The organism is Staphylococcus sp. CWZ226, assembly GCF_018986355.1.
Lineage (GTDB): Bacteria > Bacillota > Bacilli > Staphylococcales > Staphylococcaceae > Staphylococcus > Staphylococcus simulans.
Genome location: NZ_JAHMSB010000005.1, coordinates 14,592 through 32,258, shown reverse-complemented (window position 1 = coordinate 32,258; position 17,667 = coordinate 14,592). Strand labels below are relative to the sequence as shown.

Annotated in this window: 18 protein-coding genes; 2 read left to right on the top strand and 16 right to left on the bottom strand. The window is 35.4% G+C overall.

Features of this window, described 5'->3' with window-relative positions; genetic code table 11:
- Positions 1-90 precede the first annotated feature (90 nt).
- The 5 genes from KRR19_RS05490 to KRR19_RS05470 all read right to left on the bottom strand — a co-directional run bounded on the left by KRR19_RS05490 (position 91) and on the right by KRR19_RS05470 (position 4,734).
- Positions 91-381, bottom strand: coding sequence for a thiamine-binding protein (locus KRR19_RS05490; protein WP_002480740.1), 291 nt, complete (start codon positions 379-381; stop codon positions 91-93).
- A gap of 88 nt (positions 382-469) precedes the next feature.
- Complete coding sequence (locus KRR19_RS05485; protein WP_002480739.1) at positions 470-988, bottom strand: type II toxin-antitoxin system YoeB family toxin; 519 nt, start codon at positions 986-988, stop codon at positions 470-472.
- A 205-nt stretch (positions 989-1,193) separates the two neighbouring features.
- Positions 1,194-2,060, bottom strand: coding sequence for a 2-oxoacid:ferredoxin oxidoreductase subunit beta (locus KRR19_RS05480; protein WP_002480738.1), 867 nt, complete (start codon positions 2,058-2,060; stop codon positions 1,194-1,196).
- Positions 2,047-3,822 (bottom strand): 2-oxoacid:acceptor oxidoreductase subunit alpha, encoded by a 1,776-nt coding sequence (locus tag KRR19_RS05475; RefSeq protein ID WP_057509838.1) that lies wholly within the window; start codon positions 3,820-3,822, stop codon positions 2,047-2,049. Before KRR19_RS05475 ends, KRR19_RS05480 begins: the two co-directional genes overlap by 14 nt.
- Before the next feature lie 114 nt (positions 3,823-3,936).
- Positions 3,937-4,734, bottom strand: coding sequence for a TIGR00282 family metallophosphoesterase (locus tag KRR19_RS05470; RefSeq protein ID WP_216733522.1), 798 nt, complete (start codon positions 4,732-4,734; stop codon positions 3,937-3,939).
- 270 nt (positions 4,735-5,004) lie between these two features.
- On the opposite strand from KRR19_RS05470, the gene KRR19_RS05465 reads away from it, so the two are divergent.
- The gene (locus tag KRR19_RS05465; protein WP_002480735.1) at positions 5,005-5,223 is read left to right on the top strand and encodes a hypothetical protein; all 219 of its coding nucleotides are present in this window, start codon (positions 5,005-5,007) and stop codon (positions 5,221-5,223) included.
- A 104-nt stretch (positions 5,224-5,327) separates the two neighbouring features.
- On the opposite strand, the gene KRR19_RS05460 is transcribed toward KRR19_RS05465, so the two are convergent.
- Positions 5,328-6,158 carry a LysR family transcriptional regulator gene (locus KRR19_RS05460; RefSeq protein WP_002480734.1) on the bottom strand — a complete coding sequence of 277 codons (831 nt, stop codon included), beginning with the start codon at positions 6,156-6,158 and terminating at the stop codon, positions 5,328-5,330.
- Positions 6,159-6,280: 122 nt separating this feature from the next.
- Here KRR19_RS05460 and KRR19_RS05455 point away from each other — a divergent pair, with 122 nt between their 5' ends.
- The gene (locus tag KRR19_RS05455) at positions 6,281-7,276 is read left to right on the top strand and encodes a YeiH family protein (RefSeq protein WP_023015671.1); all 996 of its coding nucleotides are present in this window, start codon (positions 6,281-6,283) and stop codon (positions 7,274-7,276) included.
- 120 nt (positions 7,277-7,396) lie between these two features.
- Here KRR19_RS05455 and rny read toward each other — a convergent pair whose 3' ends face one another.
- The 10 genes from rny to KRR19_RS05405 form a co-directional block, all read right to left on the bottom strand.
- The gene (gene rny / locus KRR19_RS05450) at positions 7,397-8,956 is read right to left on the bottom strand and encodes a ribonuclease Y (RefSeq protein WP_002480732.1); all 1,560 of its coding nucleotides are present in this window, start codon (positions 8,954-8,956) and stop codon (positions 7,397-7,399) included.
- A 199-nt stretch (positions 8,957-9,155) separates the two neighbouring features.
- A complete protein-coding gene (gene recA / locus KRR19_RS05445; protein WP_002480731.1) occupies positions 9,156-10,220 on the bottom strand; it encodes a recombinase RecA in 1,065 nt (354 codons plus the stop codon).
- Between the two features lie 168 nt (positions 10,221-10,388).
- On the bottom strand, positions 10,389-11,534 hold the full coding sequence (locus KRR19_RS05440) for a CinA family nicotinamide mononucleotide deamidase-related protein (protein ID WP_107552078.1): 1,146 nt from the start codon (positions 11,532-11,534) through the stop codon (positions 10,389-10,391).
- Between the two features lie 134 nt (positions 11,535-11,668).
- Entirely contained in the window at positions 11,669-12,250 is a 582-nt protein-coding gene (pgsA, locus tag KRR19_RS05435; RefSeq protein ID WP_002480729.1) for a CDP-diacylglycerol--glycerol-3-phosphate 3-phosphatidyltransferase, read from the bottom strand.
- A 25-nt stretch (positions 12,251-12,275) separates the two neighbouring features.
- A complete protein-coding gene (locus KRR19_RS05430) occupies positions 12,276-12,674 on the bottom strand; it encodes a helix-turn-helix domain-containing protein (protein WP_002480728.1) in 399 nt (132 codons plus the stop codon).
- A 21-nt stretch (positions 12,675-12,695) separates the two neighbouring features.
- The gene (locus KRR19_RS05425) at positions 12,696-13,535 is read right to left on the bottom strand and encodes a DUF3388 domain-containing protein (protein ID WP_023015675.1); all 840 of its coding nucleotides are present in this window, start codon (positions 13,533-13,535) and stop codon (positions 12,696-12,698) included.
- Positions 13,536-13,667: 132 nt separating this feature from the next.
- Positions 13,668-14,372, bottom strand: coding sequence for an elongation factor P 5-aminopentanone reductase (ymfI, locus tag KRR19_RS05420; RefSeq protein ID WP_107539886.1), 705 nt, complete (start codon positions 14,370-14,372; stop codon positions 13,668-13,670).
- The gene (gene yfmH / locus KRR19_RS05415; protein ID WP_156666903.1) at positions 14,373-15,659 is read right to left on the bottom strand and encodes an EF-P 5-aminopentanol modification-associated protein YfmH; all 1,287 of its coding nucleotides are present in this window, start codon (positions 15,657-15,659) and stop codon (positions 14,373-14,375) included.
- The gene (gene yfmF / locus KRR19_RS05410; protein WP_172954253.1) at positions 15,660-16,886 is read right to left on the bottom strand and encodes an EF-P 5-aminopentanol modification-associated protein YfmF; all 1,227 of its coding nucleotides are present in this window, start codon (positions 16,884-16,886) and stop codon (positions 15,660-15,662) included.
- A 58-nt stretch (positions 16,887-16,944) separates the two neighbouring features.
- Entirely contained in the window at positions 16,945-17,667 is a 723-nt protein-coding gene (locus tag KRR19_RS05405; RefSeq protein WP_002480723.1) for a GntR family transcriptional regulator, read from the bottom strand.

The following is a 17,667-nucleotide window of genomic DNA, read 5'->3' as shown; positions in this document are numbered from 1 at the left end:
CTTCTATTTTTTATTGTTTTTATAATTAGGTTGTTTGATAAAACAAAAAAGCACTCCTGTAATTAGGAATGCTTTAGCAAATAATATTTATTAATCATATTTTGCGGTCAAATCTTCCATTGTAATACCAGTCGGTACATAATAGAACTTCACTTGACTGATGACACTTGGTACTTCTAGTTCGACCATTCTGTCATTAATATTTTGAATTAAAATCAAACACTCGCTCATTGTGCCTTGAACGGTTGTTTCTAATGGCGATACTCTAAATTTTAATCCAGATTGTTCAATAATAGAAATCGCTTCATCAACATATGGAATAACGTCTTCACCATTGGGGGTTTTAGGTAATACTTGAATACTCATCAATGTATCTTGCATCTTTCAAACCTCTTTTCACTATTTCATTAACTTTACTGTATCAAAATTTATATTTTCTATCGAATATTCTATCTTAGTTTTATGGAAATCATACAGTGTGGTAATAACAGCTGATAATAATGAGGCGATGATCAATTTCTTTATAGACTAGGCGGTGGATTTCATCAAGTTTCAAAACTTTAAAACCACCTTCACTGATTCGTCTAACATATAGAGGCACAGGATGATTATCTTCATCAAAAGGAATTTCACCTTTAATTTGTCTGATTGCTCGATTAAAATGTTTGATTAATTCTCCATTTAAACTTTTGAAATGGGTATGATCATTATTTGCTGTTTCCGTAAAATCGATTAATAAATGATCGTCTACTAACACTTTTACGAGATGTCCATTGATATAATCTCTAATACAGTGTGCTAAATGTTTTCGATTGGCTTCGTTTTTTAATAAATAAATGCGTGCATCATACCCTTGTGGTGTTTCATTTTCAATTATATGTTCATTTGAAGGATCTACTTGCTGTCCTTCTAAGTAATTATGTGCAATTTTATTTAATAAGTGCTCTTGTGTCATAGGAGTTTCATTTCCGTTTATCTCTTTCTTCATTTTGTACACCTCTTAAATGCGACTTATTTAAACATTACCCTGATTAAGCGGTATGCCAAACTTTTATTTTAAACTTTAGTCAATCTCAATTTAATGGATATACAAAATAATCATATAAATATATTTTCAGAATCATAAATAAGCCTTCATACCCTTACAATAACTTATACCCGTTATTTGAAGAATATGAAGGCTATTTTGTATTTTAAATAAATTGTTTTGTTAGTTCATCAAATTGTGATTGGTCAATGTTGATATCTTGCTTAGCTAAAGCTTCTCCGCTCATCACTTCTAATTGTGATTCATAAGAAGGTGTTTCTTTATCTTGATATACAATACCTGTCAGCAATGATTCATGATTGATAACTGCTTGTGTTGCTTTACCTTTATCTGATGGATCATAATCTTCTAATTCATCAACAGATACAAGATTTTCTTTAAACCAATCATACGTATTTACTTTATTATAAGTCACACATGGTGAGAAAACGTTCACAAATGAGAAACCATCATGGTTGATTGCTTCTTCGATTAAAGCAGTCAATCCTTTGATGTCACTTGAGAAACCTTGTCCTACAAATGTTGCACCTGATGATAATGCTAATTCTAACGGTGCGACGTTTTGTTCAATGTTGCCTTTTGGTGTAGTTTTTGTCACAAAGCCAGGTGCTGATGATGGTGATGTTTGTCCTTTAGTTAAACCATAAATTTGGTTATCCATAACGATGTACGTAATGTTCATGTTACGACGTAATGCATGAATGGTATGACCCATACCAATCGCATAACCATCTCCGTCACCGCCTGAACAAATCACTGTTAAATCTTTATTGGCCATTTTAACACCTTGCGCAATCGGTAAAGCACGACCGTGAATCGCGTGCATACCATATGAGTTAACATAGCCTGATAAACGACCTGAACAACCGATACCTGTAATTAATGCCACTTCTTCTGGTTCTAAGCCTACATTTGCAGCTGCTTTTTGAATCGCTGCTTGGACTGAGAAGTCACCGCAACCTGGACACCAGTTAGGCTTAACGTTATTTCTAAAATCTTTAAATGTTGCCACCTGTAACCACTCCTTCAGTTTCTTTGGCAATTTCTAAACCTTTTTCTTCAATTTCATGTGGTAAGAATGGTGTACCATCATACTTCGTTTGATTGATTAATTTTTGATGGACGTTCACATTCATTTTTAATATATTCGCAAGTTGTCCTTGATAGTTATGTTCAACAACAACTACTTTTTTCGCTTTATCTACCGCTTCTTGCACAATTTGTGTAGGGAACGGATGCAATTGTTTAATTTGTAAATGATTGACTTTAATACCTTCATCTTCAAGACGTGCTTTACCTTCTTGAATTGCACCTTTTGTTGAAATGAAACCAATATATAAGATATCCGCTTCATCATACGGTTGATCGTCAATCACAGGTTCATTGATTAATAACTTTTCTGTCTTACGCATACGTTTGTCCATTTGTTCTTGACGGTTTTGTGCAGACTCGCTAGGTTTACCTTCTGGACTGTGTTCTACACCTGTCACATGATGAATACCGCCTTTAACACCTGGAATTGGTCGTGGTGATACACCGCTTGCTGTTAATGCATAACGTTTGAAGTAAGATTTATCATCTTCATCTCTTTCAATATCACTTTGAAGCAACTCGCCACGTTTAATTTCTACACGACTGAAATCTAATTGTTCAACAGTTTGTTTACCTAATGCTAATTGTAAATCACTTAAGATAATGACTGGGCATTGGTATTCTTCAGCTAAGTTGAAAGCTTCAACTGTTAAATAGAACGAATCTTCAGCATCTGTCGGTGCTACGACAATTTTAGGAATATCGCCATGCGTACCATAAATCATCTGCATTAAGTCAGATTGTTCTTCTTTTGTCGGTAAGCCTGTTGATGGACCGCCACGTTGTGTATTCACAATCACTAACGGTGTTTCAGTCATACCTGATAACCCGATAGATTCCATCATTAACGACAAGCCAGGTCCTGCTGATGCTGTAAATGCACGGACACCTGCATAGTTTGCACCGATAGCCATTGTCGCAGCCGCAATTTCATCCTCTGTTTGGATAACTGCACCATTTACTTTTGGTAAGTTTTCAATCATATATTCCATGATTTCTGATGCTGGTGTAATCGGATAAGCAGCCATAAATTTAGAACCCGCTGAAATCGCACCTAAACCAATCGCATCGTTACCGATCATATATAAATGCGGCTCAGACTGGCTTGCTTCAAGGTGGTAGTCACCTTTTAAGTCTGTCATTTCTTCTTTCATAGCTTCATAGCCTGCATGTAACGCTTGAACGTTCATGTCTACAATATTTTCGCCTTTTTTACCGAATGTATTCGCAATTAAAGATTCGAAAGATTTGATATCTAAATCCATAATGGCACATGTTGCACCAATTGCGACCATGTTTTTCATTAATTTCGTACCTAGCTCTTTTGCGATATCTGTAAAAGGCAGTACGATCAGTTGGGCTTTACAATTTTCAGGACGAGACGGTTTTGCTTTTGCATCTACAATAATTACGCTGTCATCACGCATTTCATGATGGTTTAATTCAATCGTTTCTTGATCAAATGCGATTAGAATATCTAAATCATCGCTGATCGCATGTACAGGTGTTGTTGATACCCTGATTTTATTATTGGTATGTCCGCCTTTAATACGGCTTGAGAAATGTCTGTATCCGTAGAGATAATACCCTTCACGGTTCATTGCTGTGGCAAAGATTTCTCCAGTCGATTCAATTCCTTCACCTTGTTGTCCGCCTACTTTCCAAGATACTTGTGATTTCATACCTAGCTTTGCCTCCTGTAATATAATTCATCTATCATCATAACAAAATAAACCACTGTATTACTATGATAACAGTGGTTTTAAGTGAAATTCATACTAACGGACGATACCCTATCAGACCATTTCGAATGGGTTATCTTCGTTAATTAAAATCCGTTCAATCTTTTTGGTTTTACCATTTTTATCTAAATCAATAACTACACCAGATAAAACTTCTCTTCCCTCGTCAGGTACAACATGACGTTGCGGTAAACTTGAGATAAAACGGTAAATGACTTCATCACGATTAATACCTAAAATACCATCATAGAAGCCAGTCATACCGACATCTGTAATGTAACCTGTACCTTGAGGTAAAATACGATTATCTGAAGTTTGAATATGTGTATGCGTTCCAACTACAGCACTTGCGCGGCCATCTAAATACCATCCCATCGCATTTTTCTCTGATGTTGTTTCCGCATGAAAATCTACAAAAATATAAGGCGTTTCTTTTTGTGCTTCTTTTATCAAAGCATCTGCTTTTTTAAATGGATCATCGTTATCTTGCATAAAAGCGCGTCCTTGCAAATTGATAACAGCAAGTTTTGTGTCATTAATCTGCATATAACGCATGCCGACACCTGGTGCTTCATCAGGGAAGTTCGCAGGTCTGACCATACGTTTCGCATCATCAATAAACTCATAAATCTGACGCTGACCATACGTATGATTGCCCATCGTCATAAAGTCTACGCCTTCACGTAATAATTGTTTATAAATTTTTTCAGTCAGTCCTTTGCCGTGTGCCGCATTTTCAGCATTCACAATTGTCGCAGTCGGACGGTAATGTTGTTTCAATTTAGGAAGATACGTCGTGATTGCCTGACGTCCTACCTTACCTACGATATCGCCGATAAATAATATTCTCAACGTTCCTTCATCCTCTCATATTAGTTAGTTTAATGGAAAAAGCATCAATTGAAAAGTATCAATCGCGTTCTGAAATCAAAGATTCTTTTAAGTTTTAATAACTTCATCTTTAATTTTATGTAGAGCGGGTAAAAGTAATTAAATCATTCATACATCACATTGTTGTATTTGTAAAAAATCTGTCAATTTTCGACTAGAAGTTTTACTTTTTCAGGGTGTGTTTGTATGTTATGATTTGTCTATCAAATTTATAGGAGATGTCGTTATTCAATGTCAATTAATATTGATCCCGAAAAGTTCGCAGAACTAGTACTTCAATCAAATCCGTCAAAAAGTGAGGATGCTGAAGATATCGCAAAAGAAGCTTTAGAACTTTATGTTAATGCTTATCGTTTAGCTGAAAGATACGCACAATTATCTTCAAACGCTTTAGATACATGCGAAGTACTTAAAGAAGTAAAACAAACAGATTTACTTTTATCTAAATAAAGACAACGATTATAAAAATAAAAGCAATGCAGTGATATACACTGACACATGAAACACGAGAAGTTAAGCAAAATATGCTTAACTTCTTTTTTATGTTCAACTTTTTATTGCTTCTTCAAATGTTCTATCAATAAGCTTAGATTATCATCAATGTATTTATTCTTATGTGTAAACAAATAAAAATCACGTTGTATATCTACAGGTACTACGCTTAAATATTGATGATCATAAGGAGTCAGCGCTGAAGAGGAAACAATAGATATTCCCATACCACTTCGCACCATATTTTTAATCAGTGTGGTATTATTCATTTCAACTAAAAAGATATCATCTAAGCCTAGTTTCTCAATTCCCTTCTCTTGGTATGCACGCGTACCTGAGCCTCTTTCTCTAATATAAAACGTTGAAGCTTGTTCAAACACTTGCCCTTTTCTACGAATTAAAACTAACTCATCATGTTCAATTTTAATTTTATTTAACGCATTGTCTTGAATTTCTTTTTCTACAATACCTACATCGATACTATTATGTTTAAGATGTTCAATAATATGTTCTGAGTTATCTAATCTCGCATGAATGTGTAATTTAGGATATTTTAGAGCCAAGTCTGCGAGATGTTCAGACAATCGATATTCTCCGTAAGTGTAACTGCTGCCAATGGTTAGTTCTCCTGAAATTGTATGAGGTGCTTGTTTTAAATCTTTTCTCAAACGATCTTCAAGTCGCTGTTTTTGTATCGCATATCGAAATAAAGTTTCACCATCAGTTGTGAGTCGCATGTTCGAATGTTTAAATTCAAATACCTTCACGTCATAGTCACTTTCTAAGCGTTTAATATCTCGGCTGATTGAAGGTTGCGAGGTATATAAGTTTTGTGCTGCTTTCGTGTAGCTTCTCGTTTTTACGACTTCAATTAATACTTTAAAAGGATCCATTGTACGTCCCCCGACTCTTTGACTTTTCACTATTATAACAAATTTGTTATGAGCGCTATACCAAATATTTATTTAACGTTATAGTCAGCCAATGATAACCTTAATTTTAAGGAGGCATGACTATGACAACATTTAGACAAAAACCTTTCATACTAGGGATACTCTTTACTCTGGTTATCGCACTCATCAGTATGTTGTTAGCGAAGTTGCCGATTCTCGCAAATGTAGGTGCATTGACTATTGCGATCTTATTTGCGATTGTTTATCGACATATTAAAGGATATCCGGAAACACTTAGACCTGGCATTGAATTTTCAGCGAAAAAGCTTTTGAAATTTGCGATTGTCTTGTATGGTCTTAAATTAAATATTAACGAAATCATTACACAAGGACGTACATTATTACTCGTGGATATCGGTGTAGTTATTTTTAGTATCGGTTTTATTTTCTTATTAAACAAATGGCTTAAAGGTGATCGTGATATCGGTCTTCTATTAGGAATCGGAACAGGAATTTGCGGTGCAGCTGCTATTGCCGCAACTTCTTCAATTCTAAAAGCGAAAGAGAAAGACACAGCATTAAGTGTGGGCATTATCGCATTAATCGGAACACTCTTTTCATTGGCCTACACTGTAATTACTTCTATCTTTAATATTGCGCCACAATTATACGGTGCATGGTCAGGCAGTAGTTTACATGAAATTGCGCATGTCGTATTAGCTGCTGGATTTGCGGGAGAAGCTTCACTTAAAATCGGACTACTCGCAAAACTCGGACGTGTATTTCTATTGATTCCAGTCAGTTTGATTTTACTCGCAATCATGAAATACAAATCACAACATAGTGCACAAAAAGCTAAAATAGAAATTCCATATTTCTTATTTGGTTTTATTATTGCTGCATTGATTAATACGTATTTACCATTGCCAGAACCTTTAATGGCAGTATTAAATTTCTTAGCAACATTACTCATCATAATGGCAATGGTTGGATTAGGCTTGAATGTTGCCTTAAAAGATATTAAAGATCGTGCCGGCAAACCATTAATAGCAATTGTAATCGCATCTATTATATTATCCGCATTAACTTTTGCGACTCTAAGTATGCTGCATATATAAATTTAATATGAATTAAATGAAACTATCCCTTGAGCTCATTCAAAAGCTGAAGGGATAGTTTATTTGTATATAAAAGAACCTTGAGCTATCTCTAGCCCAAGGTTCTGTTGGTTTCAAAAATTATTTTGCATATTCAATTGCTCTCGTCTCACGAACAACTGTCACTTTGATATGTCCTGGATACTGTAATTCATCTTCTATTTGTTTTTTAATATCTCTTGCTAGGCGATGTGCTTTCAAGTCATCGATGTCATCTGGTGATACAATCACACGGATTTCACGACCTGCTTGAATCGCAAATGCTTTTTCTACGCCTTCATAACCTTCAGATAGTGCTTCTAAGCGTTCTAATCTTCGGATATAATTTTCAAGTGTCTCTTTACGAGCACCTGGACGCGCTGCTGATAAAGCATCTGCTGCAGCAACTAGGATAGAGATAATAGATGTTGGTTCAACATCCCCGTGGTGGGAATGAATCGCATTAATAACTGTTTCGTTTTCATGATATTTCTTCGCAAGTTCTACACCAATTTCGACATGGCTGCCTTCTACTTCATGATCAATCGCTTTACCAACGTCATGTAACAAACCAGCACGTTTTGCCAATGTCACGTCTTCACCAAGTTCAGCTGCAAGCATTCCTGATAAATGTGCAACTTCGATTGAGTGTTTTAAGACATTTTGGCCATAACTTGTTCTGAATTTAAGTCGACCGAGTATTTTAACTAGGTCTGGATGCATGTTATGAACGTTAATTTCAAATGTAGCTTGTTCACCAGCATCTCGGATAATATCATCTACTTCTTTACGTGCTTTTTCTACCATGTCTTCGATACGACCCGGATGAATCCGACCGTCTGAAACAAGGTTGACTAAAGCTGTGCGTGCAATTTCTCGTCGAATAGGATCGAAGCCTGATAATATAACCGCTTCTGGTGTATCATCTATAATTAAATCGATACCCGTCAATGTTTCTAAAGTACGAATGTTTCGACCTTCACGGCCAATAATACGACCTTTCATTTCATCATTCGGTAAGTTGACTACCGATACTGTTGACTCTGAAGTATGTTCAGCAGCTAAGCGTTGAACCGTTGTTGCCAACAGTTCTTTTGCGGTTTTATCAACTTTTTCTTTCGCTTCATTTTCCTTTTCTTTAACAAGTACTGCAATATCTTGTGACAGTTCTTCTTCAACACGTTGAAACTGTTCTTTGATAGCTTCATCACGTGTGAGACCGGAGATGCGTTCTAATTCTTGTTCGTGCTTCATTATTATGGATTGAACACTACTCTCTTTTGCATCTACTTGTTGTTGTTTTTCTTCAATTTTCGATTCTTTTTGCTCTAAAATCTCATCTTTTTTGTCTAATAGATCAGACTTACGCTCTAAGTTATCTTCTTTTTGAAGAAGGCGGGTCTCTTGTTTTTGAAGATTTCCACGTATTTCTCGAAGTTCATTTTCTGTTTGTTCTTTTAAACGTTGATTTTCTTCTTTCGCCTCAAGTAATCTCTCTTTCTTGAGATTCTCTGCTTCTTTGTTCGCCTGATTGATAATATCATCTGCAGTTTGTTTTGCTTGCACTTGTTTATCGTGCAAAACTTTTTGGGCAACTATATACCCTACAACAACTCCTAGAATACAACCCAGCAAAATGAGTAGGAGGGTTAATAAATTCACACAAACACCTCCTTTTTCTAGGATTTTGTTTATTTGTATATCAATTTCAATATGATTATATGAAGTTATATAAGAATCATACATACCAATTGTACTTTTTTAACATGAGAAGTGTCAAGGTTAATAGTTTACATAACCTTCATAATTACACCGCAAAAAGAAAAACCTGGAAGCTATTTCCAGGTTTATAAAATAGATACTATTCTTCTTCAAATAAAGATGCATTTTCACTATTTTTTTCTGCTTCTTTTTCTTCTTTCTCTTCAACATCTCCATCAAAAATACCAAGTTTTTGACGTAATTTTTGATCGATGTCTGCTTTAACATCAGGATGTTCTTTCAAGTAATTCTTAACGTTTTCTTTACCTTGACCCATACGGTCGCCATTGTAAGAATACCAAGCACCTGATTTATCAACGATATCATGTTCAACACCTAAGTCGATTAATTCGCCTTCTTTAGAAATACCTTGTCCGTACATAATATCAACTTCTGCTACTCTGAATGGTGGCGCAACTTTGTTTTTAACTACTTTAATTTTAGTACGGTTACCTACAATTTCTTGGCCTTGTTTTAATTGTTCTGCACGACGTACTTCTAAACGTACTGAGCTGTAGAACTTCAATGCACGTCCACCTGGCGTTGTTTCAGGGTTACCGAACATTACGCCGACTTTTTCACGGATTTGGTTGATGAAAATCGCTGTACAGTTTGATTTAGAAATAGCACCTGAAAGTTTACGTAAAGCTTGTGACATTAAACGAGCTTGTAAACCAACGTGTGTATCTCCCATTTCACCTTCAATTTCAGCTTTGGGTGTTAATGCTGCAACTGAGTCGACAACAATAATATCTACTGCACCACTACGCACAAATGCTTCTGCAATTTCTAAACCTTGTTCCCCATGGTCAGGTTGTGAAAGGTATAAGTTATTGATATCTACACCTAATGCTTCTGCATATACAGGATCTAACGCGTGCTCAGCATCAATAAATGCTGCAATGCCGCCTTGTTTTTGTACTTCAGCAATCGCATGCAATGCAACTGTTGTTTTACCAGAACTTTCTGGTCCGTAAATTTCTACAATTCTTCCTTTAGGGTATCCGCCTACTCCTAAGGCATTATCTAATGTAACAGAACCGCTTGATACACTTGAAACTCGGCGCGCTTTGTTATCGCCTAACTTCATAACCGCACCCTTACCAAACGATTTCTCCATATTCTTAATTACAGTATCTAGCGCTTTTTGACGTTCATTATTCAATGTCTGGCCTCCTATTCGAGATATCTTCTCAAATTTATCTTAATTCATACTATACAGGTTTCTATCCTAAATTACAAGAAATAAACGAATATTTGTTCGGTTATTTCTTGTTTTAAGTGATAACCAACCGAACACTAGTACTTATAAATGTAATTTTTTGTCTATTTCTTACTTAGAAAACATATTTATCAAACGGATATAGACATAGTTTGGCGTTCTATGTTTAATTAAATTCCTTTTTTGCGTCATAGTAAACGCTTCTATTTTGAAGTCATCTTCTGTGCGTACACCTAAATACACTTCATCCTCTTCATGCAATAAGGCTACACCGATATCAGTTTGATAAAGTTTACGTACTTGTTCTGCACCTGATTTTAATCGTGTTTTAATATCTAAGTCTTGTTCTACAAAGATAACATCATCAACCAACATACCTCTTAACTTATCAACTTTATCATCTTCTTTAAGTTTAGAGTAAACTTCTCCTGATGTAACACCATCATAAATCGCAAAAGTACCCGGTACTTTTTCAAGTGTTGCTTGTTCGATTGTTGTTTCATCAGAACCAAAATAATAATCTCCAATACGATTAAGAATTTCTGTTCTAATTGGTTTGATTAAAGACTTACATGTAGCTTCATCTGGTCCACTTGCTGTAACACGAATTTTAACTTCATGAGAACCAGCTAAAGGAGCAATTGTTGGATTAGATTGATTGTCGATTAAGTCTAACAATTCTGTTTCAACACGTGATTCTCCGATACCCGCAAACTTCAATTGTTCAGAAAAGATTGTACCGTTTTCTTGCATTAATAATGGAAGTAATTCTTCTTCTGCCATCGGATTCATTTCTTTTGGTGGTCCAGGCATTAACGCAATACGTTTACCATCTTGTTCTACTAACATGCCAGGTGCCATACCTACTTTATTTGGCAGAACCGTTGCCCCTTCAATCACTAATGCTTGTTGTTTATTATTTTCGCTCATTTCTTGTTTTTGTTCTTTAAAGTAGCTTTCAATATATTCTAATGCTGTTTCATCTGTAACCAGTTCACGCCCTAAGACTTTTGCTACTGTATGTTTCGTTAAATCATCTTTTGTCGGACCAAGTCCGCCTGTCATTACGATCGTATCGTTAACTTCTAGAGATTGACGCAATAAGCGTTCTAATCTAGCTTCATTATCTCCAATTACCGCTTGTTCTACGACATTTAAGCCAACACCGTTAAATAATTGAGAAAGGAACTTCGCGTTTGTATTGAGTATTTGTCCTAATAGGAGTTCTGATCCTACTGCTACAATAGAAATTTTCATAAAATTTCCTCCATTACCTTTGAGAATCTTAATTCATACTATACAAATATAAGAGTGGCATAAACATAGTGATTTGTGAACTCATATGCATTCAGTTCACCGCTATGTATATGCCACCCTTAAGATGATATAGATTATGATTGTTTTTTAAACACATCTCTACCTTTGTAGAAATATTCAATACCTGAAAGAACTGTAAAGAATACACCGATGTATAACAATACTTGTCCGATTGGGAAACCAATCCATACGACAAGTGGTTCACCAAGTAAAATCCAAACTAATGCAACCATTGTAACTGCTGTTTTAATTTTACCTAATTGACCTGCAGCGCTGACAAATCCTTGTTCAATTTGAAGTAAGCGTAAGCCTGTTACCGCAAATTCACGTGCAATGATAATAATCGCTACAACTGAATTCGTTAAATCAAGTTGAACTAAAACGATTAAAGCACTTGCAACTAACAATTTATCTGCTAGCGGGTCTAAGAATTTCCCCATGTTTGTCACTAAATTCCATTTACGTGCTAAGTAGCCATCCGCAAAGTCACTGAGTGAAGCGATGATAAAAATCAAACCGCTGATAAAGAACTCAATACGAATCGAATGACTTCCGATAAATGTCATATTGCCAAAGCCGAAGTCGACTAACGCAAAAAGAATAAATACCGGTATTAAAATTACCCTGAAGATGGTTATCTGATTGGGTAGATTCATAAACATTTCCTCTTTTCTTGCTATTTTATAATAAGAATACTGCTGCCACCCATAAGACCAAAGTTACCACAATAAAAATACTGAGCCAAACAACCAGTTGCTTAGAATCTTTACTTTGTGTTTTATAATCTGGCGGATTTGAACCACTGAATTGTTCAATAGTTTCATCATAGTGGCTATCTGCAGAATTCGGCAGCTCCTCTTGATGATGAGCAATCAGGATAGAAGCATCTGTATTCACAGCTTTGGCATATTTCTCAATAATACCTTCCGCATAATTCGGATTAGAAAGCGCATTAAAATCATTCGCTTCGATAAGAGTCAAAGTTTCTCTTTTCACTTTAGTCTTTGACTCTAATTCATTTAACGTCATGCCTAAGCGTTCTCTTTTCCCTTTTAATGTCTGTCCAATTGTATTGCTCATGTTTTGACACTCCTTGAAACATTATTCAAAAAATCCGAATCCTCCGCCAAAGTCATCAAAGGAATTACCGAAATCTAAGTTATTCTTACTTTTAACTGTTTGTTGTTTCATATGTTCATATTTGATTTCTTGATCTTCAGTTTCTCTCAACTCAATAATATAATCAAAGTCTTCTAACTGATAATCACAAGAATCTACAAATAAATCCGGATGTTCTACCACTTTGATTGCTGGTAAAGCCATCACTTCATCGACTAATTGACGATGCTTAGGATCATTTTCTCTGGCAGTCACTGCCCCATCGATAATATAAACATGTTCTGGTCCGTATTCTCCTTTTAATAGAGAATTACGTATGGTTTGTTTAATCAATGTAGAACTGATAAACAGCCAACGCTTATGCGCACAGACACTGCCTGCTACAATTGATTCTGTTTTACCGACACGTGGCATGCCACGAATACCGATTAGTTTATGGCCTTCTTCTTTAAAGATTTCTGCTAAAAAGTCTACCAGCAGACCTAAATCCTCACGTTCGAATCTGAACGTTTTCTTATCATCTGCATCTTGTTTGATATAGCGGCCATGTCTGACTGCTAAACGATCACGTAATTGCGGTTTACGCATTTTAGTAATCGAAATTTCATCAATTTGACTTACAATATCTTCAAAGCGTCGCATTTTGTCTAAACTGTCTGCACGAATTAATAGACCTCGACGATTTTGATCGACGCCATTAATTGTCACAATACTGATCCCCATCATCCCTAATAGACTTGCGACATCTCCTAAAAGTCCAGCTCGGTTAAAGGTAATTTCATATTCTAAATACCATTCAATTTTTCTTTCTGGTGCTATCATGTTTTAACACGCCCCTTAGTTCAACAACATATAGAATTCATCAGAATGAAGTGATACATACTCATTTTCAATAGAATTGAAAGATATCTACATTATACATTATCTCTAAGTATATGAATATGGAATTCATGTTTAAATATACCAACCGCCATTGACTTTCTGTATTGTACCTGTGACACTTTGTGCACGTTTATCATAAAGATAAGCACATGTGTACGCAACTTCATCTGGTGTAACCATACGTTGTTGTGGCAGTTCATCAATAATAGCTGCTAATTCAGAAGGTTCAAACTCATCTGCCATATTACCACTGACCATGCCAGGTGTCACAGCATTGACTGTAATATTTGTCATCGCAACTTCTTGGCTTAAAGCTTTCACAAAGCCGATTTGTGCCGCTTTCATCGCAGAATAAACAGTTTCCATGCTCGCACCTGTTTCTCCCCATATTGAAGAGATAATTAAAATGCGGCCTTGAGCACTTGCTCTTAATTGTTCTAAAAAGAAACGTGTGATAAGCATCATGTTTTTAACATTCAACTGATAACATACATCAATGTCTGTTGCTGTCATATCTTGAAACATGCCATATAAACTGCGACCAGCTGCATAAACTAAAACATCCAAATTATGAATAAATGAAAATACAGATTCCATGTTTATATCTTGCGTCAAATCCGCTTGTACAAACGATACATTCTGACTCTCATATTTAGCTTTTAGCTGATCTGGTGACGATTGATTATAATGAACAATGACCTCATAACCATCTGACAATAATTGTTCTACAATAGCGGAACCAATAGAGCCAGAACCTCCAATGACTAATGCTTTCATTTACTTCTTAATCTCCAGTCTGCTGTCAGCAATTTGATCAAAGTTTAAACTTTTCTCTGCCGCTTCATTAATACTCTCTAACGTAATACTATCTACAATTTCCAACATATTGAATAAGCTGACACCTTCGAAATAAAGTTTTGTATATTGATTCGCAATATATTCTGGTGAGTTCAAACTTGAAATAAACTCTCCAATAAATTGTTTCTTCAACAATTCAAAGGCTTCTTCATCTTCTAAATTGCCGACCTTAGCTTTCAACTCATCCAACAATAACGACTTCAACTTATCTGGGTCTGGTGTTGAACTTGTAATTAAAGAGAAGCTGTAAGAAGGTTCTAACACAAATTGATAACCAAATGTATCATCAATTAAGCCTTCATTTAATAAGTTTTGATAGAAGTCTGTTTCTTCGCCTAATACCATTTCGAAGAAGAATGTCATTTCAATATCACGTTTCATAAAGACTTCTTTTGATGCTTGTTGCGGTACGTTTTTAAAGCCAAGCATCAATCTTGGAATTTGAATATTCATTTCCTCAACCACTTTGGTTTGTTGAACTGCTTCAGGCTCTTCTAAACTATCGCGTACAATTTCAGGTTGTGCTGTCAATTCTCGTTTTGCTTCATGATCACGAACTAAATCATGAATACATTCAGGATCGACATTACCTACAACAAACATCACCATATTAGATGGATGATAAAATGTTTCGTAGCAAAGATATAAATCATCTTTTGTAATTTCATAAATACTTTCAACACTGCCAGCAATATCTACTTTAACAGGGTGTTGTTTATACATTGCACGTAATGTATTGAACATTAGCTTATAACCTGGTTGTTCTTGATACATTTTTATTTCTTCAGCAATAATCCCTTTTTCTTTTTCAACTGTTGCTTCAGTGAAATAAGGCGTCTCTACCATGTTCATCAAGCGTAAAATGTTCGACTCTACATTTGAGGTTGCGCTAAATAAATAACTTGTGCGATCGAAACTTGTAAAGGCATTGACTTGTGCATTATCTTCCGCAAAGTCAGTAAATAAGTCGCCTTCTTCTTTTTCAAATAATTTATGTTCTAAGAAATGCGCAACACCATCCGGTACTGTCACAAATTCATCACTGCCTAAAGGTTTAAATTTGCTGTCTAATGAACCGAACTGTGTCGTATATGTAACAAATGTTTTTTGGAACCCTGGCTTTGGAATGATAAAAACTTTTAAGCCATTATCCATTTGCGCTTCATATACTGTTTCATCGATTAACTCATAATAACGTTTTTTCATTTATGCTTCGTCCTCCTTCGTCAACACATAAATCGTATCTAGGATGGCACTTTGTGTGAGACGAATAACATCTTCTTTCGTCACATCGTGAATTTTTTGTCCATAATTACCATTTGTTAAATCTTTCGGTAATAAGATTTGATTATGCGCAATTTCTACCATACTTTTCGGACGATCTTGTGATTCATTACGTTGTGAAATTAAAATTTTCTTCGCAAGTTCTAATTTCTCTTCACTGAATTCACCACGTTGGAATTTTTCAAATTCCGCTAAAATCGTATCTTTCGCAACTTCATATTTTTCAGCAGAAACACCACTTAACACAAACATGTAGCCATTCTTACCATCAATTTGTGAATGTACAGAATATGCTAAACTTTGTTTTTCACGTACTTCATTGAACAAGACAGATGATGGATCACCACCAAACATTGTATTGAAGACCACAAAGGTATAATAATCTGGTTGTCCATAGTATGTGTTGAAGCGATAACCGATGTTCAACTTCGCTTGGTCAATTTCGTCATATTCTACAATAGTTTGCGGCAGTTCGTCTTTAGAACGTTGTGCTTGAATGACTGAAGACACTTGTTGTAGTGGTTTAATATCAAACAGTTGTTTGATTTTGTCTGTGACTTCTTCTGAATCGACATTACCTACGACATAAACAGCACAATCATCGTTCTCTAACATGGATTGGTATGTATGATATAACAATTCTGGTGTGATTTGAGGTATATGTTCGATTAAACCTGATGCTAGATAACTATATGGTTGATCGCCAAACATGTTTTTCATTAATTTTAAGAACGCCAGTTGTGCTTTATTATCATTGATTGCTTCTAGTTTCTTTTTCAATAATGTCTTTTCTTGTGTCACAAATGTTTCATTGAAACGTTCATTTTCAACTAACGGATGATAAAGAATTTGTTGAAGTAATGCTAAACCTTCATCAAACAAAGGGTCTTTATGTTTTAAGTAACGTTCGTTCACAATTTCTAATGTAATTGTGATGACATGTTTATCCTTGAACTTTGTCACGAAACTATTGACATAAGCCCCATATAACTCTGAAAGTTTTCTGTTAAACGCTTTATCTGTCGGCCATTCTTTTGTGGCTCTGACAAGTAATTTACTTAACAAGGCACGCGCAGTCATAGTTTCTTCATCCAGCGGTGCCATAAATTTGAATGTGATAATTGTTGTTTTAAATTTATCCGTCGGCATCACCTTAATGCGCGGCTCTGTATGATTGTGTTGTTGACTCACACTGTCACACCCTTTCTTAATTTTCTTCAATTTTGCGTATTGTTTTAAATTTGACTACTTCACTCTTGAAGTAATTATAAGAGTAAAGAATCGGTCTGTTTTGATGGTCATAATGGATTTGTCTTAATAGCATCAATGCTTCATTTGGTGCTGACTCTAAAGCTTCTGACACTTTAGGTTCATAGCTGACCGATTCAATCTCTGTTTCTGAATATGCGATACTGATATCAGCAAAAGCTTTGATTGCAGTTAAAATGGATTCATCATGCGCTTGAAATGCAGCACAAGTCAGGTAACTTGTTGCCACTTTATCTAAACAATAAACAACAGGACTACCATCAGCGGTTCTGATTCTTTCAATCAACGTGACAAATTCGCCTTCTTTTAAATCCAGCGCTTTACGATCATACATTGTTGCTGGTTGTTGATCTAAATTCATAAAAATAGTGCCCGCTTTATAGCCTTCATTTTCAATCATTTTGCTGATGCTTAACAACTTATCAAGTGGATAGAAGAAAGGTTGAGAAGTTTTAACACTCGCTGTTGCTTCAAAGTTTTGTGTTAAAACTTGTTCCGTAATAAGTTCATCCACTGCATCATATACATCATCAGTTTTTGCGTTAACTTCTCTTGCGATTGATAAAGTACTTGGAACCGGATCACCCGGTTGCAAGTTACCTTCTTCAATTTCATTTAATATCCATTCTTTAATTCTGTATATCGAATTCGTATTTGTCAT